The 22,875-nt window shown below is 59.5% G+C and carries 17 protein-coding genes; 15 read left to right on the top strand and 2 right to left on the bottom strand.

The features are described 5' to 3' along the window. From QZY01_RS08510 to QZY01_RS08490, 5 genes are all read left to right on the top strand, one after another. Positions 1 to 1,008, top strand: a 1,008-nt coding sequence (locus QZY01_RS08510) for a hypothetical protein (protein WP_294535866.1), incomplete at its 5' end; no start/stop codon positions are given. 26 nt (positions 1,009 to 1,034) lie between these two features. Continuing rightward, positions 1,035 to 1,526 carry a hemerythrin domain-containing protein gene (locus QZY01_RS08505; protein WP_294535863.1) on the top strand — a complete coding sequence of 164 codons (492 nt, stop codon included), beginning with the start codon at positions 1,035 to 1,037 and terminating at the stop codon, positions 1,524 to 1,526. 721 nt (positions 1,527 to 2,247) lie between these two features. Further along, positions 2,248 to 3,750: an amidohydrolase family protein gene (locus QZY01_RS08500; protein WP_294535859.1), complete on the top strand. Its 1,503-nt coding sequence runs from the start codon at positions 2,248 to 2,250 to the stop codon at positions 3,748 to 3,750. After that, entirely contained in the window at positions 3,747 to 4,790 is a 1,044-nt protein-coding gene (locus QZY01_RS08495; RefSeq protein WP_294535854.1) for a GTP-binding protein, read from the top strand. The genes QZY01_RS08500 and QZY01_RS08495 overlap by 4 nt, the downstream gene beginning before the upstream one ends. 68 nt (positions 4,791 to 4,858) lie before the next feature. Further along, positions 4,859 to 5,446 (top strand): TRIC cation channel family protein, encoded by a 588-nt coding sequence (locus QZY01_RS08490; protein ID WP_294535849.1) that lies wholly within the window; start codon positions 4,859 to 4,861, stop codon positions 5,444 to 5,446. Between the two features lie 601 nt (positions 5,447 to 6,047). Here QZY01_RS08490 and QZY01_RS08485 read toward each other — a convergent pair. Further along, the gene (locus QZY01_RS08485) at positions 6,048 to 6,200 is read right to left on the bottom strand and encodes a hypothetical protein (protein WP_294535846.1); all 153 of its coding nucleotides are present in this window, start codon (positions 6,198 to 6,200) and stop codon (positions 6,048 to 6,050) included. Between the two features lie 242 nt (positions 6,201 to 6,442). Here QZY01_RS08485 and QZY01_RS08480 point away from each other — a divergent pair, with 242 nt between their 5' ends. The 10 genes from QZY01_RS08480 to QZY01_RS08435 all read left to right on the top strand — a co-directional run bounded on the left by QZY01_RS08480 (position 6,443) and on the right by QZY01_RS08435 (position 19,125). After that, positions 6,443 to 6,925 (top strand): hypothetical protein, encoded by a 483-nt coding sequence (locus tag QZY01_RS08480; RefSeq protein WP_294535842.1) that lies wholly within the window; start codon positions 6,443 to 6,445, stop codon positions 6,923 to 6,925. A gap of 131 nt (positions 6,926 to 7,056) precedes the next feature. Then, positions 7,057 to 10,038 (top strand): DEAD/DEAH box helicase, encoded by a 2,982-nt coding sequence (locus QZY01_RS08475; RefSeq protein ID WP_294535839.1) that lies wholly within the window; start codon positions 7,057 to 7,059, stop codon positions 10,036 to 10,038. 120 nt (positions 10,039 to 10,158) lie between these two features. After that, positions 10,159 to 10,353: a type II toxin-antitoxin system Phd/YefM family antitoxin gene (locus QZY01_RS08470; RefSeq protein ID WP_342394889.1), complete on the top strand. Its 195-nt coding sequence runs from the start codon at positions 10,159 to 10,161 to the stop codon at positions 10,351 to 10,353. Continuing rightward, a complete protein-coding gene (locus tag QZY01_RS08465) occupies positions 10,350 to 12,491 on the top strand; it encodes a class I SAM-dependent DNA methyltransferase (protein WP_294535834.1) in 2,142 nt (713 codons plus the stop codon). Before QZY01_RS08470 ends, QZY01_RS08465 begins: the two co-directional genes overlap by 4 nt. Then, a complete protein-coding gene (locus tag QZY01_RS08460) occupies positions 12,488 to 13,822 on the top strand; it encodes a restriction endonuclease subunit S (protein WP_294535832.1) in 1,335 nt (444 codons plus the stop codon). The genes QZY01_RS08465 and QZY01_RS08460 overlap by 4 nt, the downstream gene beginning before the upstream one ends. A 2-nt stretch (positions 13,823 to 13,824) precedes the next feature. Further along, the gene (locus tag QZY01_RS08455) at positions 13,825 to 14,481 is read left to right on the top strand and encodes a DUF4433 domain-containing protein (RefSeq protein WP_294535830.1); all 657 of its coding nucleotides are present in this window, start codon (positions 13,825 to 13,827) and stop codon (positions 14,479 to 14,481) included. A 12-nt stretch (positions 14,482 to 14,493) separates the two neighbouring features. Further along, complete coding sequence (locus QZY01_RS08450) at positions 14,494 to 15,528, top strand: macro domain-containing protein (protein WP_294535828.1); 1,035 nt, start codon at positions 14,494 to 14,496, stop codon at positions 15,526 to 15,528. Between the two features lie 62 nt (positions 15,529 to 15,590). Continuing rightward, on the top strand, positions 15,591 to 15,794 hold the full coding sequence (locus QZY01_RS08445) for a DUF433 domain-containing protein (RefSeq protein WP_294535825.1): 204 nt from the start codon (positions 15,591 to 15,593) through the stop codon (positions 15,792 to 15,794). Positions 15,795 to 15,869: 75 nt separating this feature from the next. After that, on the top strand, positions 15,870 to 16,124 hold the full coding sequence (locus QZY01_RS08440) for a DUF5615 family PIN-like protein (RefSeq protein WP_294535822.1): 255 nt from the start codon (positions 15,870 to 15,872) through the stop codon (positions 16,122 to 16,124). Between the two features lie 10 nt (positions 16,125 to 16,134). Further along, positions 16,135 to 19,125, top strand: a complete 2,991-nt coding sequence (locus tag QZY01_RS08435) for a type I restriction endonuclease subunit R (RefSeq protein WP_294535820.1) — start codon at positions 16,135 to 16,137, stop codon at positions 19,123 to 19,125. An 8-nt stretch (positions 19,126 to 19,133) separates the two neighbouring features. Here the strand turns inward: QZY01_RS08435 and QZY01_RS08430 are convergent, their stop codons facing one another. Further along, positions 19,134 to 21,704 (bottom strand): MobA/MobL family protein, encoded by a 2,571-nt coding sequence (locus QZY01_RS08430; protein WP_294535817.1) that lies wholly within the window; start codon positions 21,702 to 21,704, stop codon positions 19,134 to 19,136. Positions 21,705 to 22,875: the final 1,171 nt, after the last annotated feature.

Below are 22,875 nucleotides of genomic sequence, written 5' to 3'. Positions count from 1 at the left end.
GTTTGGCCGGTCAAGGCCGTTTTCTGGCTGCTGACCCCCGGCGTCATCGCGCTCGTCGCGGGCATGTACGCGGCCCATGGCGGCCTGATGATCGGCGGGGCGACGGCTTGCGCGGCGGGTCTTGCGCTGTTCGCTGGCCTGTTCGCCGACAATCTGCGCCGGGCCGGGAGCATGCCGCTGGTCCGGGCCTTCGGCTGGGCGGCGTTGGTGTCGCTGATCCTTCTGCTGGCGCTCGGCCTCGCCTTGTCGCTGGACGACAGGATCGGCTTTTTTGGCGATCATGGGGCGGTCGCGCTCGCTCACATGATTCTCGGCGCTTTCGGCTTCATGGGCATGCTGGCGCTGGGCTTCAGCCACGTGCTCGTTCCGATGTTCGCCTTGTCGAGCGCGCCGAAATCGCGCATGGCCCAAGCGGCCTTCGCTTTCGCGGCGGCGACGGTCGTCGTCGCGGTCGCCGGCGCGCTGCTCGGGGAGTCAAGCGTGCTTGCGGCGGCCTGCGCGCTCGGTTTCGTCGCCATGTGTCTGCATTTGCGTTTGATGCATTTGGCGCTGGCGACCGGCATGCGCAAGCGGCTTGGCCTCTCGTTCGTGCTGGTGCGCGTCTCCTGGGCGTTCCTCGCGCTGACGCCATTGGCCGGCCTTGCCGCCGTGGAAGGCTGGGCGGGGCCGGGCGGCCCGACGCTGTGCGGTCTCGTCGCGCTCGGCGGCTGGCTGATGACCTTCCTGTTGGGAATTCTGCAGCGTATCGCGCCGTTTCTCGCCTCGATGCACGTCACCCGGTCGAGCGGGGGGCCGCCGCTGTTGTCGGACTTGAGCGCCAGCGCGCCCCTGACGGTTCACGCCGGGTGTCACCTCGCCGCCATCGCCGGCCTTGCCGTCGCGATCGTACTGGACAGCGCGACGCTTGCCGCGCTCGCCTCCGCCGTCGGCCTGGCCGGAGCGCTCGCCTTCGCCCTGTTCATGTCGGGGATTCTGAAAACCGTCGCCTCGGGCAAGACCCGATCCTGAGAAGATCCGCCCGAGAGAGGTGTTTTATGTTCGCCAACCGCATCAGCCAGACGCTGCACGACGAGCATCGCGCCACCATAGCTCTGATGGAACGCGTGGAAACCATGATCCGCCGGCGGCAGCCCATGAGCCTCGGGGACCCGGAGGCGGCCCGCCTGCTATGCGATCTCGTGGCCGCCATCGACAACGACACGTTGCGGCACTTCGATTTCGAGGAAAACCACCTGTTCACGCTTTTCCAATCGGTCGGCGATCAATTGATCGGCGATCATCTGACCGAGGAACACGCCTTCATGCGTCCGCTTGGAGAAAAGCTGGCGGCGCTGGCCCGCGCGGCCCAGCGCGACGGCTTCGACGCGGCGCGCTGGCGCGAGTTCCAAAGGGTCGGCGCGGAGTTCGTCCAGCGCATGTTGATCCACGTTCAGAAGGAGGAGGCGGCGCTGCTGCCGTTAATTGAGGACACCATGGACAGCGAGACGGAAATGCGCCTGTATGGAGTCTATACCAGGGACCGCTAACGAGCGCGGGCGGCGCCCCGCCGCCGGCCAAAGCCTCCCGCCTAGCCCTCGGCGAACCAAAACGCGCCGCAAAGCATGGCGCCGCCACGCGCGGCGGATGGATAGTGACGCCGAAGCACGCCCCAAATTGGCCGTTGCGCAACGAAACCCGGCGGCCGCCCCAAGACGAAAGACCATCCGCTCGGTCGTAATGCGATCGACAGGACTGACGCGCTAAATTTTGACGACGGCTTTCGGACTAATACGCGGGCCTTTCAATCCAAAACCGTATTACCGCTTCTGGCGCGAAGCTGGCGGCCAGCCGTCGTTTCGAACGACCGCTATCTACGGTTGGGATTTTCCGCGCGGCCTGGACGTTGTGTTCCAAGCTGGCGGAACTGGAAGAGGCCAGCGCCGGAGCCGAGGTTGACCCTCGTCTCGCTTATCGGGAATCGTTTTGATCGGCATGATGTCGGCGACCACAAGGGTTTGACAGGAGAACATCGGTGACTTGATCGTGGCGCGGCGCCCAGCGTTCCGGTCGATAGCGCCACTGAGCCGAACATCGGCAAGTCGTTTTTTTCTTGCAGGCCAATTCTGATATATTTATATAAAACAGATAGATAGGCCGACTTGAAATTCCAACGGCGGCTTCCACTTCCAGGCGACCCTGTTCGGGCCGGAGCTTGTCCTGACGTGGAGTTTTTGAGCGGCCTTCCGCGATGAGGAAGAAGCATTCGCCATGACCAGTCTGAGCGAACCATATGATCTCGTCATCAACAATGGCCGGGTCATGGATCCGGAAACGGGGCTGGACGCCGTTCGCAATGTTGGCGTCAAGGATGGCAAGATCGCCGCGATCACCGGGCTGGTGATCCGGGGCGCCGAAACCATCGATGCGACAGGCCATGTGGTGGCGCCGGGCTTCATCGACGGACATTGTCACGGCGCCAACGACGCCTTTGCCGTGAAGTGTGGCGTTCGGGACGGCAAGACCACGCAACTGGACCTCGAATTAGGCGCCTGGCCGGTCGATGCCTGGTACAAGCGCTGGGAGGGGCAAGCCCAGGCCAACTATGGGGCCGTGGTCGGGCATCTCGCCATTCGCGATGACGTGTTCAGCGGCATCGTCGCCAACACCGGCAATCTGTTCCTGGAGGCCTGGAAGTCGAAAGGCCAGTGGTCGGTCCGCAAGGCCTCGCCCGAGGATTTGAAAGCGATCCTCGGCAAGATCGAACAGGGCCTCAAACAGGGCGCCCTGGGCGTCGGCACGCCCGTCGGCTATGCGACCTCCGGGCTCACGGCCTTTGAGCTGAACCAGGCGTGGCGGCTGGCCGGCGAGCACGGCCTGTTCGCCACCGTTCACGGGCGCTTTTCCAGCATGGCGCTGCCGACCGAGGGCATTTTGGGCACGTTGGAGGCCATCGCCAGCGCCACCATGTTCGGAGCGGGTTTGCTGGTTCACCACTTTCACGCCCAGGTCCTGAGCGCCGTCGAGGATGTGGCCGGAATGGTCGATCAGGCCCGGGCGAGGGGCGTCAAGGTGCTGCTGGAGATGTACCCCTACACCTATGGTTCCTCCGTCATGATGGCCGACTATCTGCACCCGGACAATTACAACAACGATATGGGCCATAGTTACGGGGACATCACCCTGGTCCAGACCATGCAGCCCATGACCAAGGAAACCTATGAGTTAGCTCTCAAGGAGACCCCCATGGCCACCATCCTGTTCAATCACTGCACGGAGCCGGAAATGGTCAAGGCGATGGCCTGGCCCAGCGTCTGCCTGGGCAGCGACGGAGTGCCCTATATGGACGACAAGGCCAGCCGCGATGCGGAGGGGGCGACGACCGTCCCGTACGACTTTCCCGACGGCCAGGCGCTCGGCCACCCGCGCGGAGCCGGGACCTACGCCAAGGTGTTCCGCTACGTCCGCGAACAGAAGGTCACGCCGCTGATGACCGCCGTGGCCAAAAGCAGCTATCTGCTGGCCAGGTTCATGGAGGACTGCGGCGTTCCGCAGATGGCTTTCAAGGGCCGCATCCAGGTGGGGGCCGACGCCGACATCACGATCTTCGATCCGCAAACCATTACCGACAACGCCACCCGGGAACATGGCGCCTTGCCGTCGTCGGGCATACCCTTCGTCATCGTGAATGGCGTCGCGGTGGTGAAGAATTCCACCGTCGTCGAGGGCGTCTACCCGGGCAAGCCCATCCGTCGCCCGGTAACGCAGATATGACGCCGGCAAGGCCCGATGCCGTTTTTCCCGCGCGCGCGGCGTCGGCGCCGGTTCCTGTCACCCTCATCGGAGGGTTCCTTGGCGCCGGCAAGACCACGCTGCTGAACCACATCCTGAGCGCGAACCATGGCGTTCGGGCCGCTGTTCTGGTCAATGATTTCGGCGCCATCAACATCGACGCCAGGCTGGTGGTCGGGGTCGACGGCGAAACGATCAATCTGGCCAACGGTTGCATCTGCTGCAGCATCCGCGACGATCTCGTGGCGGCATGCCTGGGACTGTTGCAGCGACCCGAACTCCCCGACTACGTGATCGTCGAAACCAGCGGCGTATCGAACCCGATTCAGGTCGCCAACACCTTCCTGCTGCCTGATTTGCATCCGATTCTGGCGCTCGACAGCATTCTCTGCGTCGTCGATAGCGAGCAATTCCCGCAACTGCGGGGCGAACCCGCCGCCCTCGCCCAGACGCAGATCGCGGTCGCCGATATCGTCGTCCTGAACAAGACCGATCTGGTCGACGGCGCAGGCCTGCAGGAGGTCCGGACCCTGATCGGCGAAATGGCCGAGGGATCGCGGATACTGGAAGCCAGCCACGGACGGGTGCCGATGGCCTTGATCTCGGGGATGAATGGCAGGCGGCGGGCAGCTTCCCCAAGCCCGTCCGGCCATTCTCACTCGCACGGGTTTTCGAGCTGGAGCTGGACGTCCGACCGCCGGCTTTCCCTCCAAAAACTGCGCTCGGTGTTCGAACGCTTGCCGGACCAAGTCTATCGCGCAAAGGGCTTTGTCTATCTAGAGGAGTTGCCGGAATACCGGGTCATCCTGCAAATGGTCGGCAAACGCTCGAACCTGCGCGACGCGGGAAAGTGGGGGTCGGAGACCCCTCGCAACGAACTCGTCATGATCGGAATGGAGGGCGGCATGGACGCGGAGGCGTTGCGGATCGCCCTCGACGGCTGCATTCATGACGCCGATGCGGAGCTGTCGCCGATCGTTCGGCTGTTCCGCGCGAGCGAGCCCGAAAACCCAACCTGTTAAGCCAGGAATAAAAGTCGATGGATAATCCAGGCCAACCGCTCTCCACGACGATCCTGGCGTTCAACTATATGGGCGATGTGGTCTTTGCCATGAGCGGCGCCTTGACGGCCGCGCGCCATAAAATGGATATCATCGGCCTGCTCATGATCGGCGTTATCACCGGCATTGGCGGCGGCACGCTGCGCGACCTGCTGCTGGGGCGCAAGGTCTGGTGGACGAGCAATCCCGACGAATTGATCCTGTGCCTGGTCGCCTCTTTGGTCGCCTATTTTTTCATTCGGAATTTCACCGAGCCTCATAAAGGCATCGTCTGGCTGGACGCCATCGGTCTCGGCTCCTTTGCCGTGGTGGGGTGTCATATCGCGCTTGTTTCCGGCGCCCCCTTCGTGGTCGCGGTCTTCATGGGCATGCTGACGGCGACGGGGGGCGGCGTGATCCGGGATGTACTGACCGGAACCCGGCCGATGATCCTTTCTCCAGGGGAACTCTATGCCACCGCGGCTCTGGGCGGGGCCTTTGTCTACGCGCTGGCGGTCTACCTGCAAGTTTCCGCGCTGACCGCTCAACTGCTCGGGTTTCTGACGGTGTTGCTTCTCAGGGGCGCATCCATTGTGTTCGGCGTGCGAACGGCGGCGCCCGGCCAGTTTCCGCGTTGACGGTGACTCCGCACCCCAGATAGCGGCCGTCCGCATATGACGGCTTGCCGGCCGCTCAGGGTCAACTTGGGTCACCGCCGCATCGCAGGAATGAGCTATTCCGCCTCATGACCAGCCGATCACGGCAACGTGCCCACCATCGCGTTTGAGACGAACCCGGAAATGGGCGAATCCAATTCGGTGTTTGAGTTTTGCTGAAGGCGTGAACGACACGGCGCCTTCCGGCGCTCGCCAGTGGAATTCGCGATTTAAGCTCTTGGCGAACGACAGCTTTTTGATAACGATGGCGCGGCTTCGGCGTGGATGGGAAGGGCCGTCATTGACAGATCCGACTCCGCCTCGCCGAAAATAGTCGCCTTGAGATGAATGGCCAATCCAGCAAGCGTTTCATGACTACCTCGCGCCGGCAGAATGGTTGCCGCAGAGGGTGTTCGGTGAAGTTCGAAATGCCGCTTTTAGGGTCGCTTGCAGCCCAGGCTATCGGCTCCTGACAAGCGATATGGGTGAGGTCGCCCATAGATCGCAAGGGGAGCGGTGAGGTAATTTTTCGGCCGCTGGTCATCCCGCGCGCTCCATCCCCGCAGCATGAGTTTCCCCTGCATCAACCCGCCGCCGAGCGCGACGAGATCGCGATAAAACGAAAGCGGCGTTTCGTGCGCCATTTTATGATCGGCTCGTTGCCGGCATCCGTGTTCATCCGCGCTCCCGCGAGGACGAGAGAATTGAACTTGTCGGGAAACCGCGCCGCGATCATCGTCGCCACCCTGCCACCCTGAAGGGTTTACGAGGATGGGGAACATGATAAGTCACGAACACATATTACTAGATATTGACATTGTGTCAGTTGAAGGCGATAAATGCGTGTCGTTGAGCCTTTGAGTCGGCATTTTGGTTATCGCGTGAATAAAAGGTCCCACAGGCTCGACGGAGGAAGTAGGCGACGTGGTCGTTGTGGAGATGGCTGGATCGCTGTCGTCAAACCGAGAGTTTGGGCCGATGACCTATTCTGAAAATGACATTCTGTTTCACATCGGTCCGCGCGCGCTGGAGGCCGGGCTCATCTATCAAGAGCAGCGCCGGGTTTCCGGCTTCGAAAATCAAGGCGACGCTGTTATCGCCAAGGTGCAGGGCAACGAGCCCAAACCTTATCAGCAGGTTATAAAGATAGCACGCACGTCCGCCGGCAAGGCCATCTTCGCGAGCGAGTGCTCTTGTCCGGTCGGCGCCAAATGCAAACTTGGCGCCGCGGCGATGTTCGAAGGGCTGGCGCGCGGGTCGGCGTCTTTCGGCGGCGGCGGCGCGCGCGATCTGATGCAATCCCCGGCGCCCCGGCTTCAGCCTCCGCTCCCGGCGCAGTCGCTCCCGCCCGAACTGGCCACTTGGTTCGAAGATTTGGACCAGGCGCGTTTACGCGATGAGGATGGCTACCCTGAGAAGCAGCGCCAGCGCATTGTCTATGTTCAGCGCTCAACCGATTAAACCGTATCGGATTTGCTGAACGATGGTCGCGAGCAACTTTACCCACGGCGGAACATAAAAAGAACATAGCCGTTCAATTTGCGCCCCGCTCAAGCCGAGAATTATTAGACCTCGATGAATTCGGACATTGAATGATGGTGAAAGAAACAAAGTCTGCGGGTTCGAGTCCCACCAAGCCTGAGGGTTCGAATCCCACCTCGAAGGCTGAGAAAACAGAGACTGTGCTTTTGCGGGTGCCGAAAGATTTGCTCGAAATTGTTGATGCACAGCGAGGAGAGAAGCTACGCGCCGCGTTTGTCGTAGTTGCGCTTGCTCGTGGCCTTGGCCTAGCGGATCCGGAAAGATTTGAGCCACAGCGTGGGCGTCCGAAGGGCTTGAAAAAAAGCCTTCTTGAAACTGTCGCGCCCGCGCCGGCGCCTTCCCCTGAAATAGAGCCGCCGCCCCTGAACCCGACGCCGTCGCAGCCCCGCAAGGCGGTCGCTTTTCTGAAAATCGTCAACTGGACCGATCTCCTATCGAAACTACCCTATCGCGTGGATCACGAGGCACCGGCCACGCTCTATGTCGCTGCTGATGGCTCGTTCATCCGCTGGCGTTATGGCGACACCGTCGTCGGAAAGAAATTGTATAAATACGTTAGTAAGGCCGAGGCGATTTGGTTTGCTGCGACAGGCTGGCGCTTGCCTGTCGCGACCTTGGAAGGCGCGCGTGCGATTGCAGTCCGTGCAGGATGGCGCGTCGCCGACGCAGCAGAACTGACCCCGCCGCCTATCCAGCTTGAAGCGATACGATGCGCCGACGATGCGTGGGTCCTTTCTAATAATTGCGCGGATTGGCGGCAGGCCATCGAAAGCGGCTGGGGAGTCCGTTTGCGTGAGGGGCTTTGGTGTCTGGCAAAAGCGACAGGCTATGCCTGGGTGCATAGCCCATTCGATGACGAGCGGCTTCTCCATCCGCCGATGACCAAGTCGGATTTAACCGCGCTGATTGCAGGATTGCCCGCCTCGGGAGGCAAATTCGAGTGCAATTGGCGTTCCGACGAAACTGGAGTCCAGGAATGGAGCCGGGAGCCGGTGCGGATCGTCGATGGCGATCTCGTCCATGCGACACTGACTCTTGGCAATCCGCTGCACTTGGCGCTGCTGACGCAGGAAATCAAGGCGGCCAAGCGCAATGCGACTGTCAAACCCAACCTGACCCTGCCACGTGAACAATGGCGGGCTGTCGCTAAACGCTTTGAAGCGATGGGCGGCCGGATTGAGATCGGGACGATCCGCGGACGCTTAAAGGTGGAGTTCGACCCAGCCATTGTGCCGGGTTGGGAAAGTCCGGCGCCTTGCGGACACAAGCTTTTCGCTCATCAGCGGACCGGAATCGAGTTTCTTCTCAGTCACGGCATGCGGGCGGTGCTCGGCGACGAAATGGGGCTCGGCAAGACGGGTCAGGCTATCGGCGCGGCGATCGCCGCCCAAGCCAGCCGTATCCTGGTCGTTGCGCCGGCCAATGCGCGCTTTGTATGGGAGCGGGAGATTCTGGATTGGGCGGGCGCAGCGACAGAAATCGTCCATATCAAAGACTCATTGTCGGACGCCACGCTTCCGAATGCGGGCTGGACCATAGTCACCTACGATCTGTTGGTCGCCCGCGCGGAAAAATGGACCGCAGACACGCCGGAGGAAGAGGCGGCGATCTTTGCGGCGCTGGATCAGGCCGGCATTGATAGACATGCCGTCGTCGGCGCGGTTAAAAGATCGACAAATTCAGAAAAAGTTGAAGCGTGGGACGCACGCGTTTTCAATTTCAATCCTCGCAAGGTGCCGGGAATCGGTGAAGCGCTTAATCGAGTCGATCTTGCTGATCGTGGGCGCGCTGATCGGCTTAGGCGGATGGGCCGGCGGCTTTCCGCGGAAATTTTCGACCGGCTCAAGGAATGGAATCCGGACCTGATTTATATCGACGAGGCGCATCGCATAAAGAACGCCGACGCCGCGCGCACCGCAGTCGTCCGCGCCCTGCTTGGCGAACCGAGCCGCGGCGCCGTTCTCTTGACCGGCACGCCCCTGCGCAATCACGCTGGCGAAGGCGGCGCGTTGATCGAGGCGATATTTCCCGGCGCGGCTAGCCAGTTGGGGCGCCACAAAGCGGCTCATCGTGGCCGGGATGAAGTCCGCCGGCGCCAAAACGAGGCAGTTTCGGAATTGCTGCAGGCAGTGATGCTTCGCCGCCTGAAGGTGGACGCGCTGGATCTGCCGCCCAAGATCCACCAGTTTATCGAAATCGAGCCGCGCGGCGAGCAACTGGAAGAATATGCCGGGACTTTAGATTTCGCCCGCGAGAAAATGCGGGAGATGCTTGCCCGGGGAGGCACGCTCGCGGATGCGAGGAAGGGTGTTCTTGGCCTGCTCTCCAAAGCCCGGCGCCTGCTCGGCCTCGCCAAAATCGATGACGGAAGCGTCGCGGACCAAATCGACGCCATCGTCGAAGCGAAAACGTGCTGCATCGTCTTCACGGCCCATCAAGATGTAACGGACGGACTTGCGAACCAGCTGCGGCGGATGCGGAGAAAGGTCGTGGTCGTCGATGGCAGGACGCCGCAGGAAGCGCGCGCCGAAGCTGAAAAAAGCTTTCAGGCCGGTGATGCGGATGTCTTCATTGGCGCCGTCAACGCCGCGGGCGAGGCCATTACCCTGACTCGCGCCGATACCTGCCTTTTCGTCGAGTTGGACTGGGTCCCAACCGCCATGATGCAGGCGGAAGACCGCGGTCATCGCGCCGGCCAGACAGCCGCAATCTATCAGGTCATCACCATCGTCGCGCGAACGTCCGACGACTTGAGTCTCGATGAGGAAATTTCGGCAGTCCTGCGGGAGAAACTTGAAGGCATCAACGCCACGTTGGGTGAGGCTGCGGAGATCATCGGAAGCCGCGCATCGGAGGAGAGTGTCCTGCAGCGCGTTTTCGAGCGCTTGCTGCCGCCCGACGAGCTTGAACGCGCGAAATCGGAAGAAGGCGAGAAAAAGCGGCGCCACGGCAAAGGTTCCGCCAGGAACATGGATGCTCCGATTGAGGCAGAGCCCGTTCGACGTCGACGCCAGCCGCGACGGGCCGGTTAGTTACGCGATATGAAAGACAAAGCCATCCTCGCGCCCTTTGAGCCCGAAGCCAGCTTGATAAAACGGCCAAATTGGCCAAAACTCAGCTACGAATCGGGCAAGGGCCAAGCAATGCAAAACATGTCGGCGAAAGACGCGAAATATGGCTTCGGGCGCCTGATCGATCTCGCGCGTTCGGAACCGGTCGTCGTTGAAAAACATGGCCGGCCCGTGGTGGTTGTGCTGGCGGTCGAGGAATATGAGCGGCTTCGCGGCGTCGCAATGGCGGCGGTCGGCGAAGGTCCGGCCAAGCCCGGGAAAGCCAAACAGTCATGAGCAACGGCGATCTCAACTGGATCACGAATTTCATCTGGGGCATCGCCGATGACGCCCTGCGCGATCTCTATGTGCGCGGCAAGTATCGTGACGTCATCCTGCCGATGATGGTGCTGCGCCGTCTCGACGCCGTGCTGGAGCCGACCAAGGCCGACGTGCTCCAGATGAAGGACAATCTCGACAAGGCGGGCATCACCAATCAGGACGCCGCGCTTCGCCATGCGGCGGGTCAAGCCTTCTACAACACGTCGCGCTTCAATCTGCGCGACCTGCGCTCGCGGGCGTCCCAGGCGCAGTTGAAGGCCGACTTTGAGGCCTTCCTCGACGGCTTCTCGCCCAATGTTCAGGAAATTCTCGAAAACTTTGAATTCCGCAACCAGATTCCGAAACTGTCAAAAGCCGATGTGCTCGGCACGCTGATTGAGAAATTCCTCGATAGCGCCATCAATCTCGGCCCGAAGCCGGTGCTGCATGGCGATGGGTCGGTGAAACATCCCGGCCTCGACAATCACGCGATGGGCACGATTTTCGAGGAACTGGTTCGCCGCTTCAACGAATCCAATAATGAGGAAGCCGGTGAGCACTGGACGCCGCGCGACGCCGTGAAGCTCATGGCCAAGCTGATCTTCGTGCCGGTCGCCGAGCAAATTCAATCCGGCGCCTACCTCCTCTATGACGGCGCCTGCGGCACCGGCGGCATGTTGACCGTCGCCGAAGAGACGCTGAAGGACCTGGCCGCCCTGCAGGGCAAGCAGGTCTCCACCCATCTGTTCGGGCAGGAAATCAACGGCGAAACTTACGCCATCGCCAAGGCCGATCTGCTGCTCAAGGGCGAGGGCGAAGAGGCGGATAACATTGTCGGCGGGCCGGAATGGTCCACACTGGCGAACGACGCTTTTCCGGCCAAAGAATTCGACTTCATGCTGTCGAATCCACCCTATGGCAAAAGCTGGAAAAGCGATCAGGAGCGCATGGGCGGCAAAGCCGGAATCCGCGATCCGCGCTTCGTCATCGAACATGCCGGTGATGCCGAATATAGTCTCGTGACCCGCTCCAGCGACGGCCAGATGATGTTTTTGGCGAACATGATCGCCAAGATGAAGCACAACACGCCCTTGGGCTCGCGCATCGCCGAAGTGCATAATGGCTCGTCGCTGTTTACCGGCGACGCCGGCAGCGGCGAAAGCAATGTGCGGCGCTGGATTATCGAGAACGATTGGCTGGAAGCCGTCGTCGCCCTGCCGCTGAACATGTTTTATAACACCGGCATCGCCACCTACATCTGGGTGGTGTCGAACCGCAAGCCCGGCCACCGTCGCGGCAAGGTGCAATTGATCGACGCGACCAGCTGGTTTCAGCCCTTGCGCAAGAATCTCGGCAAGAAAAACTGCGAACTGGCCGATGCCGATATCGATCGCATCCTCTCCGCCTTCATCGCCTTCGAGGAGACCGGGCAGTCGCGCATTTTCGACAATGCCGAATTCGGCTATTGGAAGGTCACGGTCGAGCGGCCGCTGCGATTGACGACCGACCTCTCGGAGGCGAAGCGCGCGGCGTTTCGCCAGATATGCCTTGAGCTGGACGAGGCTCCGCTCGCCAATGTCGCGGACCGCGTCGCCGGCGTCATCGGGCTGGGTCCGCATCTCGACTTCAATGTCTTGCTCAATCAGGTCGAGGAAGATGCCGAGCGTCATGGCGCGAAGCTGACGGCGAAGCGGCTCAAGCTGCTGCAATCCTCACTTGCCGCGCGCGATGAAGCTGGCGCGCCGGTCATTCGCCGCATGCACAAGCCGGGCAAGGTCAAGGCCGATCCCTTGCGCGGTCTGGTCGCGGCGAAGGTCGAGGGCAAAAACTGCGTTGTCGAATATGAGCCGGACAGCGAGCTGCGCGATACCGAGACCGTGCCTTTGCAGGAGCCGGGCGGCGTCGAGGCGTTTCTGCGCCGCGAAGTGCTGCCTCATGCGCCCGACGCCTGGATCGACGAGGCAAAGACCGCCGTCGGCTATGAAATCAGCTTCACGCGCTATTTTTACAAGCCGCAGCCCTTGCGCACGCTTGACGCCATCCGCGCCGATATTGTGGCGCTGGAACGGGAGACCGAAGGCTTGATGGCGGACATCATCGGGGCGGCGCGATGATTGATGGCTTGCGTCCCTATCCTGAGATGAAGCCGAGCGGGCTGTCATGGCTTGGCAATGTGCCGGCGCATTGGGATGTACGGCGCATCAAGACCTTGCTGAGGGAAGTCGATAGCCGCAGCAAAACCGGAGAAGAACGGCTTTTGTCGCTGAGAATGCGGCAAGGGCTGGTCGATCACATCGACTCCGGCGGCAAGCTGATTCCGCCGGAGTCGCTGGTAAATTTCAAGATTGTTGAGCCCGGCCAAGTAGTCATGAACCGAATGAGGGCTGCTGCCGGTTTGTTCGGCGTAGCCCATGTGCGCGGATTGGTAAGCCCGGACTACGCCGTGTTCGAGCCGAAGCCCGATGCGTTCAACCCCTACCTCCTTCAAGCATTTCGGTTGCCTTCACTTTCGGCCGTGTTCCGGGCGGAATCGAAAGGTCTAGGCACCGGAGAATCCGGATTCCTTCGCCTCTACACGGATCGCTTCGGTCCAATCCCTGTTCCCTATCCGCCGCTCGACGAGCAGCGGCTGATCGTGCGGTTTCTGGATTGGCATGGCGGCCAGACGACGAAGCTGGTTCGCGCAAAGCAAAGCGTCTTGAAACTGGTCTCCGAGGAGCGCGAAGCCCTAACCCACGAGGTGGTTTCGTCGCGGGAAACACAGCAGTTGCGTTTGGAAAATATCGTTGACCACATTTTCCGGAGCGCGGAGCGCGAAAACAACATCGTCTACACACCGGTCGGCCTATTCAATCGAGGGCGTGGCATTTTTCAAAAGCCACCGACCCGAGGTGATGACTTGGGAGATTCTACGTTCTCGTGGATCGAAGATGGCGATCTTATCTTAAGTGGACAATTTGCCTGGGAAGGAGCGGTCGCCCTCGCCGGGACCGCTGAAGCAGGCTGTATTGCGAGCCACCGTTACCACATCCTTCGTGGCAAAAGCGAAATCGTTCAGACGACCTACCTTTCATCATTTTTGAGGACTGGTTTCGGTCATCTGCTGCTTAACGAACATTCCAGAGGCGCTGCCGGTCGAAATCGGCCCTTAAACATTCGCACCCTTTTGAAAGAGAAAATACCGGTGCCGCCGCAGAGCGAGCAGTCACGACTGGTTGATCTCGTTGCTCAAGAAAAACGCCTAGCGGATTCGATCGCAAGGTTCGCTGAGCGTTTGCGCGAATTCCGCGCCCGACTGATCGCCGATGTCGTCACAGGCAAGCTCGATGTTCGGGCCGTCGCGGCCAGCCTGCCCGAGGTCGCCGATCCCATCGACGATCTCGCCGAAGCCGATGACCTCGACGACGCCGTTGATGATGCCGAGAACGAGGAGGCCGCCGCCTGACCATGCCCGTTCCCGCCCAACCCAAGATCTACCGGATTGTGCACGTCGACCGACTCCCATCGATCATCGCGGCGGGCCAAATGCTTTCGGATTCGGAGATGCTGAAGACACCGTTAGGCGGAACCAATATCGGCATGGACAAAATTAAGGCCCGCCGCCTGAATGAACTCAAATTGAGCTGCCATCAAAATCTATACATCGGTCAGTGTGTCCCGTTCTATTTTTGTCCAAGATCGATAATGCTTTATCTGATTCACATGAGGAATCCTGAGTTAACATATCAGGGTGGCCAACAGCCCATCGTGCATCTTGAAGCCGACCTCCATGCCGCGATTGCCTGGGCTCAGGCCAATGACCGGCGCTGGGCTTTCACGCTATCGAATGCGGGGGCCTATTATTTCGAGGACAGGTGCGATCTGGCGAGACTTGGCGATATCAACTGGGACGCCGTCAATGCCCGCCAATGGTCAGGCAATGGCGTGTCACGTTTGATCAAGGAGGGCAAACAGGCCGAATTCCTGATCGAACAGGCTTTTCCGTGGCGTTTGGTCGAGCGAATCGGCGTTTTTTCGCAAAGCTACGTGTCGCCGGTCTCCAACGCCATGCAGGGCGCGGCACATCGGCCAAGGATCGAAATAAGAAGAGAATGGTATTATTGAGGGAGGATGGCGATGATTGAATTCAAGACCGGCGATATCCTCAAGGCGGACGCGGAAGCGCTCGTCAACACGGTCAATTGCATCGGCGTCATGGGTCGCGGCGTCGCCCTTCAGTTCAAGAATGCGTTTCCGGAAAACTTCAAGGCCTATGAAGCCGCCTGTGCGCGCGAAGAGGTCGAGCCCGGCAAGATGTTCGTATTTGAGCCACACCAGTTGGCCGGGCCGAAATTTATCATCAATTTTCCGACCAAGCGCCATTGGCGCGGCAAGAGCCGGATGGAAGACATCGATTCCGGCCTCAATGCGCTGGTCGAGGAAATTCGCGCGCGCGGCATTCGGTCAATCGCGATTCCGCCACTCGGCGCCGGCCTCGGCGGGCTCGACTGGGCGGAGGTGCGCCCGCGCATTGTCACAGCGTTGCGTGGGCTGGACGATCTGCATGTGACCATTTTCGAGCCGAACAGCGCGCCGGTCGCCACCAAGTCGCGCGAGGTTCCGAACATGACGCCGGGGCGCGCGGCTCTGGTCGTGCTGATGCACCGCTATCTCGGCGGGCTGATGGACCCGTTCATCTCGCTGATTGAATTGCAGAAGCTGATGTATTTCATGCAGGAGGCGGGTCAGCCGTTGCGGTTGCATTACATCAAGCACCATTACGGCCCCTATGCCGACAATCTCCGCCATGTGCTGACCAAGATCGAGGGCCATTTGGTCTCCGGCTATCGCGACGGCGGCGACGCGCCCGACAAACAGCTTGAACTGGTCCCCGGCGCCGTCAAGGACGCCGAAACCTTTCTGAGCGCCGACCTTGATACCAAGACACGTTTTGACCGCGTCGGCGCGCTGGTCGAAGGTTTTGAGACGCCCTTCGGGCTGGAACTGCTGGCCACCGTCCACTGGGTGGCGAAGCGCGAACAGGCCGCCAGCGTCGAGGATGCGGTGGAAAAGGTCTACGCGTGGAATGACCGCAAGCGACGCTTTTCGCCGCGCCAGATCGGCATAGCCTTCGAGACGCTTCGAGCGAAGGGGTGGCTGGCGGCGGCATGAAGACGGATGCCTCGGAAAAGGGCCTTGAGGCCCGCAATAATGTCCCGATCAGGAGACGAAGGATGAGCGAAACCTATCGGATCACCGTCGATCCCTGCCTGCGCGGACTCCGCATCCGCGTCCGCGACGTGCTGGACCTGCTGGCCGCCGGCGCCGACCGCGCGGAAATTTTGGCGGATTATCCGTTGCTGGAGGAAGGCGACATCACCGCCGCACTGGAATACGCCGCGCGTCAGAGCGACCATCCCGTGCTGCGCGTGGCCTGATGCGCTTTCTGGTCGATGCGCAATTGCCGCCCGCTCTCGCCCGCTGGCTCGCGGCCCAGGGGCATGAGGCGGCGCATGTCGGCGAGTTCGGGTTGCAGGCGGCGGTCCGACGCCGCGATCTGGGATCACGCGCTCGCGGCATCCTCTGTGATCGTCACGAAGGACGAGGATTTCGCGCAACGCAAGGTGTTGGCCGATAAGGGGCCGGCGGTGGTGTGGATCAGGCTGCCCAACACAAGGCGGCGGGACCTGCTCGTCTGGTTCGAGACCGTTCTGCCTGATATTCTGGCGGCTCTCGCGCGGGGCGAAACGCTGATCGAGGTGACATGATGGCGGATGCATGAAGACGGACACCTCGGAAAAGGGCCTTGAGGCCCTCATCGTCGCCGGAATGACGGGCTATGCCCCGGTTCCGGGCGGCGGTGTATTCGCCGAGGAACCCGAACCTTTCGTTGGCCTGCATAATTGGCTGCTCGGCGATCCCAAGGCCTACGATCGGGCCTGGACGGTCGATCTTGTGCAATTGCGCGCCTTCATCGCGGCGACGCAGCCGCCGCTGGCAGCCGTTTTCGACCTCGACCATGACAGTCCGGCGCGGCAGAAATTTCTGGCCCGGCTGCAAGGCGAAATCGGCAAGCGCGGCGTCATCGACGTTCTGCGCCATGGCGTCAAACATGGCGCCCATGATGTCGCGTTGTTCTATGGAACGCCATCGCCCGGCAACGCCAAGGCCGAAGCGCGCTTCGCGCTCAATCGCTTCTCGGTCACCCGCCAGCTTCGTTACAGCCGCGATGGCGCCGCCCATGCGCTCGATCTGGCGCTGTTCGTCAATGGCCTGCCGATAGCGACGTTCGAGCTCAAGAACAGCCTGACCAAGCAGACCGTCGAAGACGCCGTCGAGCAATATAAGCGCGACCGCGACCCGCGCGAAAAGCTGTTCGAGTTCGGGCGTTGTCTGGTTCATTTCGCCGTCGATGACGCGCAGGTGAAATTCTGCACCCATCTTAAGGGCAAGGCCTCATGGTTCCTGCCCTTCAACAAGGGCTGGAACGACGGCGCCGGCAATCCGCCCAACCCCGACGGCATCAAGACCGATTACCTCTGGAAGGATATTCTGACGCCGTTGGGGGTGACGGATATCATCGAGAACTACGCCCAGATCGTCGAACGCAGAGACCCGAAGTCAGGCCGGATAAAGCGCGATCAGCTTTTTCCGCGTTTTCATCAGCTCGATGTCGTGCGCAGGCTTCTGGCCGACGCCTGCGCCAAGGGGGCAGGGCGGCGCGTGCTGATCCAGCACTCGGCGGGTTCGGGCAAGTCCAATTCCATCGCCTGGCTGGCGCATCAACTGGTGCGCCTCGCCAATGCCGCCGGTCAGGTGTTCGACTCGGTGATCGTTGTCACCGATCGTCGCATTCTCGACCAGCAGATCCGCGACACCATCAAGCAATTCGCGCAGGTTGGCGCCACGGTCGGGCATGCCGAACATTCCGGCGACCTGCGGCGCTTCATTGCCGATGGCAAGAAAATCATCATCACCACGGTGCAAAAATTCCCGTTCATCCTCGACGACATTGGCGCCCAGCACAAAGACCGGCGCTTTGCGATCATCATTGACGAGGCGCATTCCAGCCAAGGCGGCAAAGCCGCCGCCGCGCTGAACGCCGCGCTGTCCGGCGCCGAAGACGGCGACGAGGACGAGACGGTCGAAGACAAGATCAATGCGATCATGGAGCAGCGCAAGATGCTGCCGAACGCGAGCTATTTCGCGTTCACGGCGACGCCGAAGAACAAGACGCTGGAAATATTCGGGGAGCCCTTTCCCGAAGGCGACGCGGTCAAGCACCGCCCTTTCCATAGCTACACGATGAAGCAGGCGATTCAGGAAGGCTTCATTCTCGACGTGCTTCGCTATTACACGCCGGTGAACAGCTATTATCGGCTGGTCAAGACCGTCGACGCCGATCCTGAATTCGACACCAAGCGGGCGACGAAAAAGCTGCGCCATTATGTCGAAAGCAATGACCATGCGATCCGGCTCAAGGCCGAAATCATGGTCGACCACTTCCACGAGCAGGTGCTGGCGCTGAACAAGGTTGGCGGCCAGGCGCGGGCGATGGTCGTGACCTCGGGCATTGAGCGCGCAATCCAATATTATCAGGCGATCGGCGCCTATCTCGTCGAGCGCAAGAGCCCCTATCGGGCGATCGTGGCCTTCTCTGGCGAGCATGAATTCGGCGGCGCGAAAGTCACGGAGGCCAGTTTGAATGGCTTCCCGTCCAAGGACATCGTCGATCGGATCGAAACCGACCCCTACCGCTTCCTGATTTGCGCCGACAAGTTTCAGACCGGCTATGACCAGCCGCTGTTGCACACCATGTATGTGGACAAGGCCCTTTCGGGCATCAAAGCGGTGCAGACGTTGTCGCGGCTTAACCGGGCACATCCGCAAAAGCACGACGCCTTTGTGCTGGATTTCATGAACGATATTGAAGGGATCCGCGCGTCATTCGACACCTATTATCGCACGACGATTCTGAGCGACGAGACCGATCCGAACCGGCTTCATGATCTCAAGGCCACGATCGATGGTTATCAGGTCTATGGGCCTGGCCAGATTGAACAGCTTGTCGTCCTGTATCTTTCTGGCGCGGATCGCGACCAGCTTGATCCCATTCTCGACGCTTGCGTCGCTGTCTATGACGACAAACTGGATGAAGACGGACAGGTTGATTTCAAGGGCAAGGTCAAGGCTTTCGTTCGGACCTATGCCTTCATTTCCTCAATTCTGCCCTACACCAACGCCGAATGGGAAAAGCTTTCGATTTTTCTGAATTTCCTGCTGCCCAAACTGCCGGCGCCGCGCGAAGAGGATCTGTCGAAGGGCATTCTCGAATCCATAGACATGGATAGCTACCGAGTCGAAAAACAGGCTGCGCAAAGGGTTCAGCTTTCCGATGAAGACGCCGAAATCGATCCTGTGCCGACAGATGGCGGCGGCCATCGAGGCGAGCCCGAACTCGATCGACTTTCGAACATCATTCGCAGCTTCAACGACCTGTTTGGCAACATCACCTGGGCGGACACGGATCGCATACGTCGCCTGATCGCGACCGAGATCCCCGAAAAGGTGGCCGCCAACGCGGCCTATCAGAACGCGAAGCAGAATTCGGACAAGCAGAACGCGCGGATCGAGCACGACAAGGCTTTGGCCGGCGTGATTGTCGGCTTGATGAAGGACGACACCGAACTGTTCAAGCAGTTCAGCGACAATCCGGATTTCAAGCGGTGGCTGACCGACACGGTTTTTTCAGCAACGTATGACCGGTGACCTGCCAACTATCGCTCCCAGCCCCGACCCCGCGGTGGATTGGTTAAGATGGCGCGGCGTCGGTCACGCCGCTCTTTTTCCAGGCGCTCTTCTGCTTCGCTAAGAATGGGTGGAGCAGGAGCAGCAGTGGTTACGGAAGGCTTTGTTTCGGGATCTGGCTTGGTCGGAGAATTTTCGGGATTGGTTATTTTTCCCGGCGCCTTGGTGGAAACGGTATCTGTAATGGAAAGACCTTCTTTTTGGTGATTCAGCGACGAAGGCGATGTCACAGTGCGCTTGATCGGGCTTCTGTCCAGCTGCTGTGGCGCCGCAGAAACGCGAGGTTGCGGTTCAACGACCGTTTTTGGCGGAAATTTAGGGGAAAACGACGTGGTGGCCGGCGGCGCCGGAGTGCGGGCCGGCACAGGTGTTTTCGGTTCGAGCACGGGCGCGGACGGCTGGGTTTTCAAGATCGTGGCTTGAATTGGCGGTTTCGCCGGGGCAGGGGAGGACATGGCCTTTCGTGACAGCTCCCTGAGTTTCGCCATTCCCGGGTCGATGAGCTTCGGACTTGGCGGCGGCGTGTAGGCGACCGGCGGAACGGTTCTGGCCGGTTGCGCCACAGGCGTTGGCGCAACAACGGGGGCGACGGCCACCCTTATAGGCGCCGGCGCCGGGGTGGGCGGCGGCGCCGGTTCCTCGATCTGGCTGGCGCTGAATTGTAGTCCGTGCATAACGGCAGACAGGCCGGCGCGGCCCATCAGATCGGTGAAGCTGCGGCCTGCCAGCGAAATCGAGCCCAGAGAGATGGTTCCAAGCTGCTTTTCCAGCAAAGCGAGTTTTCCGATGGCCAGGCGCTGGCTTTCGCGCGCCAGAATTTCCTGATCGTGAAGCGGTTTGGCCAAATGTAGGTGCAATTGTTCGATCGCGCCCTTCATGCTTTTCGAGTGAGATGAAGGAGAACCAAACTCAGGCGTCAAAGCGGATAATTCCTGGTCGATCGCGATTTTCAAGGCGACGCGGTCAAGCCTCGCGTCGTTAATTTGGGAAATGGCAACGAGATAGGCTCCATGTGCCGCCTTGGCCATGACGATAGACGCCGGGGCTCTTTTTGAGACGTTGGCGATCAGATTTAAAAATCGCTTGGTCGTTCCCTTGTGAGGGATGACCATTTCGGTATCTTCAGCCTCCTTGATCAAGGCGCGCTGCCAACGCTTGTCGACTTTCAAGGCGGCGTTGGGATTATCAAGACCGCGTTGAACATCATGAAATTCGCCTCTCGTCAGATTGGGAAGGACTTCATACAAAATTCCCATTTCTGAATATTTTCGATGATCATAAATCGGGGCCATTCCATTTTGTTTTCGAACGGCATTCACGATTTCGGAAAAAATCTTTCGTGCCTGACGCGGCCATTTGATGTCCTGAAAATCGCGGATTTTCTCCTGCTGGTGCGATCTTGTTTTAGAATAATGACGGGAACTGTCGCGCTTCCGCTCAATGATTTCAAAATCCCAGGCTTCCAATCCTGTCGATGGATCGATCATTTTGGAGGCTGGCCGATCGTGAAACGTGATGTGCATGTGATAGTGGCGTTCGTCGTTCGATTTTGTCGGACGATGGATCGCGCAATGAAAAGGGGCTCCTTTTTTAGCAAATTGCTGGTCGCAAAATTGTTGTGCGATTTCCAATCTTTGTAGAGGCGTCATATCAGCTGGCAAGTCGATAATGAGACGGTTTTGAACCCGGCCGCCCCTCCATGGCGCGAAGGCGATCGGTTGGGCGTCCTCGGATGTCACCGCTCGATGCGCCAGGAAATAATCGTAGATTTTCGCGGCGACTTTCTCGGCAACGGATTCGGTGATAATCGCATCTGAAGGATTCAGAGCGATTTCCTTGAGAAATTTAGGCGCGCTCTGATCCGCGACGACCGTTTGCCAAAATTCTGGATCGAGAGCCGAATTGACGATAATGGAATGTTTGGAGGGGCGCCTCTCGGACTCCTCGACCAATTTCCAGAAATTCACGCGCTCTTCAAGCGTCTCCGCGATATTGCCAAAGGACGACCGGTTTTCGACGGCGCCGTCGCGGTCCATATAGAGAGCGGCGGATTCCGAATAGCCGGGGTCTTCCGGCGTCATGAGAAAATGCGACAGGCTTTCGCCAATTTCGGGACCGTCGCGCTGTTCGCGCACAGCTTGAGCTTTGGCTTTGGCCTCCTTGGCGACCGTCTCGACGGCCTGGTCGCGCTCGATGTAAACCTGATGGGTGGGAGCTGAAGTCGTGGACCCACCAGGCTTGGTGGCGGAACGTCCGGAGAGATGTTCGGTAAATGACGACCCACGGGTCACCGGCGTCAACTTGAAATGGAACGAGGTCATGCCTTCGAGCGATTTCGCCCGTATGCTAGACTTCGGTCGGCCAAAAATCGATGAGCCGAATTTGAAGCCGGCGGCAAAGGCCGGTCCGCTGACGCCAGATGGTCCCCGGGAGATCCGGATTTGGCCAGACTTGGCGATCATCCGGGCGCGCTGCTTCGAAAGCTTCGCCTGCAGGGCGTGAGCTTTTTTAGCAAGGGCTTCTGCGGTCAGGATGGCCATGGCCTATGATAGCATACGATTGGTTTTGGTCAGCAAGTAAAAAATCAATGGAAAAGCCACAGCGCCGCAATTTGCGGCGCGCGACCCAAGCTTGGGGCGCGTGGCCCGGCCGACAGGTCGGAAAAGCCCTCCGCTCAGGAGCCCTGCGGCGAAGCCGCGTAGCAAACACCTATGCTGCGAAGCTGCGTAGGTGTTTGCGGTATCGGGCCTTCAAACCGATTTGCCATCTGACGACCTCGCTAGAGAGCAAATCGCCATAACCTACGTATGACGCAATATGCGTTTAAAGCGTTGATATTGTTGAAGATTTTGCCATATTGGCCCAAAATCGCTAAACCATTGAAAACATGGCACTTTCCAGGTCGCGGCTTGAGCGCCTGGCGGCGGGTTTTCACGGCTTCTCGACTGAGTTTAGGGGTGTTTTCAACGGCGCTGGGGCGGCATCGCCCGGCCGGTCTTGAGGTCTGGGATTGGGCTTAACAAATAAAAAGGGGTGGCTTAGACTTCAACTGTTCTTGATGAGGCTGGGGTCTGGTTTTGATTACGGGCTACTGGTTGTAAGAAAGAATCGTCTGGCGGATCGCTGATGTAAATAAATTGAGCGAGTGTCGTATATGTTTTAGATAGACGCAAAAATGAAGCCGATTGGCATGATGGCGTTATCTGGCCAACAGCGCGCAAAAAATGAAACGGATAAGAGTACAAAAATAAAACCCGTTATTTAGCCGTTTTTTGATAGGGTCTTCTGGTTTATGACTCGATTTGGTAATTCTGTGAATTCTTTATAATACTATAATCGACATTTTACGAAAAAAGATTTTTATGCAAGATAATGAACGAGGGCGAGATGGGGGGTGGATTTAAGGATTTTTAACATCTTACATAAATATTATTTTATGGTGTTTTTGCAGATGGTGTCGAAAGGTCGAAAAAACGCGATTTTTGTACCATTTATATAAAATGATTTATGAGAAGCGAAAACCGCGCCTGATTAAGGGCGCGGCTTTGGTTTTTTCGACCCTTTATTTTCCGACCCTTTAACAAGGTTAACAAGGGCTTCAGTCACGCTTAGAATTCTTTGGTCAACGCGTCAAGGCCTTGGGTTAAACCGCGAAAGCTGATGGTGAATTTCGCGTCCTGGTTTGCCCCGTCGATGAAACTGAGCACGCCG

Origin of the sequence: uncultured Rhodoblastus sp., from assembly GCF_903903185.1 — a bacterium.
GTDB lineage: Bacteria > Pseudomonadota > Alphaproteobacteria > Rhizobiales > Beijerinckiaceae > Rhodoblastus.
The sequence above is the reverse complement of the archived record's forward strand: the minus strand, read 5'-3'. Positions and strand labels throughout refer to the sequence as shown.

What these genes read in the sequence shown, in the direction of transcription:
- QZY01_RS08465 (WP_294535834.1), top strand. Translation starts at nt 10,350, where the DNA reads ATGAGCAACGGCGATCTCAACTGGATCACGAATTTCATCTGGGGCATC.
- QZY01_RS08450 (WP_294535828.1), top strand. Translation starts at nt 14,494, where the DNA reads ATGATTGAATTCAAGACCGGCGATATCCTCAAGGCGGACGCGGAAGCG.
- QZY01_RS08455 (WP_294535830.1), top strand. Translation starts at nt 13,825, where the DNA reads ATGCCCGTTCCCGCCCAACCCAAGATCTACCGGATTGTGCACGTCGAC.
- QZY01_RS08440 (WP_294535822.1), top strand. Translation starts at nt 15,870, where the DNA reads ATGTCGGCGAGTTCGGGTTGCAGGCGGCGGTCCGACGCCGCGATCTGG.
- QZY01_RS08480 (WP_294535842.1), top strand. Translation starts at nt 6,443, where the DNA reads ATGACCTATTCTGAAAATGACATTCTGTTTCACATCGGTCCGCGCGCG.
- QZY01_RS08490 (WP_294535849.1), top strand. Translation starts at nt 4,859, where the DNA reads ATGGGCGATGTGGTCTTTGCCATGAGCGGCGCCTTGACGGCCGCGCGC.
- QZY01_RS08505 (WP_294535863.1), top strand. Translation starts at nt 1,035, where the DNA reads ATGTTCGCCAACCGCATCAGCCAGACGCTGCACGACGAGCATCGCGCC.
- QZY01_RS08470 (WP_342394889.1), top strand. Translation starts at nt 10,159, where the DNA reads ATGTCGGCGAAAGACGCGAAATATGGCTTCGGGCGCCTGATCGATCTC.
- QZY01_RS08500 (WP_294535859.1), top strand. Translation starts at nt 2,248, where the DNA reads ATGACCAGTCTGAGCGAACCATATGATCTCGTCATCAACAATGGCCGG.
- QZY01_RS08485 (WP_294535846.1), bottom strand. Translation starts at nt 6,200, where the DNA reads ATGATCGCGGCGCGGTTTCCCGACAAGTTCAATTCTCTCGTCCTCGCG.
- QZY01_RS08460 (WP_294535832.1), top strand. Translation starts at nt 12,488, where the DNA reads ATGATTGATGGCTTGCGTCCCTATCCTGAGATGAAGCCGAGCGGGCTG.
- QZY01_RS08445 (WP_294535825.1), top strand. Translation starts at nt 15,591, where the DNA reads ATGAGCGAAACCTATCGGATCACCGTCGATCCCTGCCTGCGCGGACTC.
- QZY01_RS08495 (WP_294535854.1), top strand. Translation starts at nt 3,747, where the DNA reads ATGACGCCGGCAAGGCCCGATGCCGTTTTTCCCGCGCGCGCGGCGTCG.
- QZY01_RS08475 (WP_294535839.1), top strand. Translation starts at nt 7,057, where the DNA reads ATGATGGTGAAAGAAACAAAGTCTGCGGGTTCGAGTCCCACCAAGCCT.
- QZY01_RS08430 (WP_294535817.1), bottom strand. Translation starts at nt 21,704, where the DNA reads ATGGCCATCCTGACCGCAGAAGCCCTTGCTAAAAAAGCTCACGCCCTG.
- QZY01_RS08435 (WP_294535820.1), top strand. Translation starts at nt 16,135, where the DNA reads ATGAAGACGGACACCTCGGAAAAGGGCCTTGAGGCCCTCATCGTCGCC.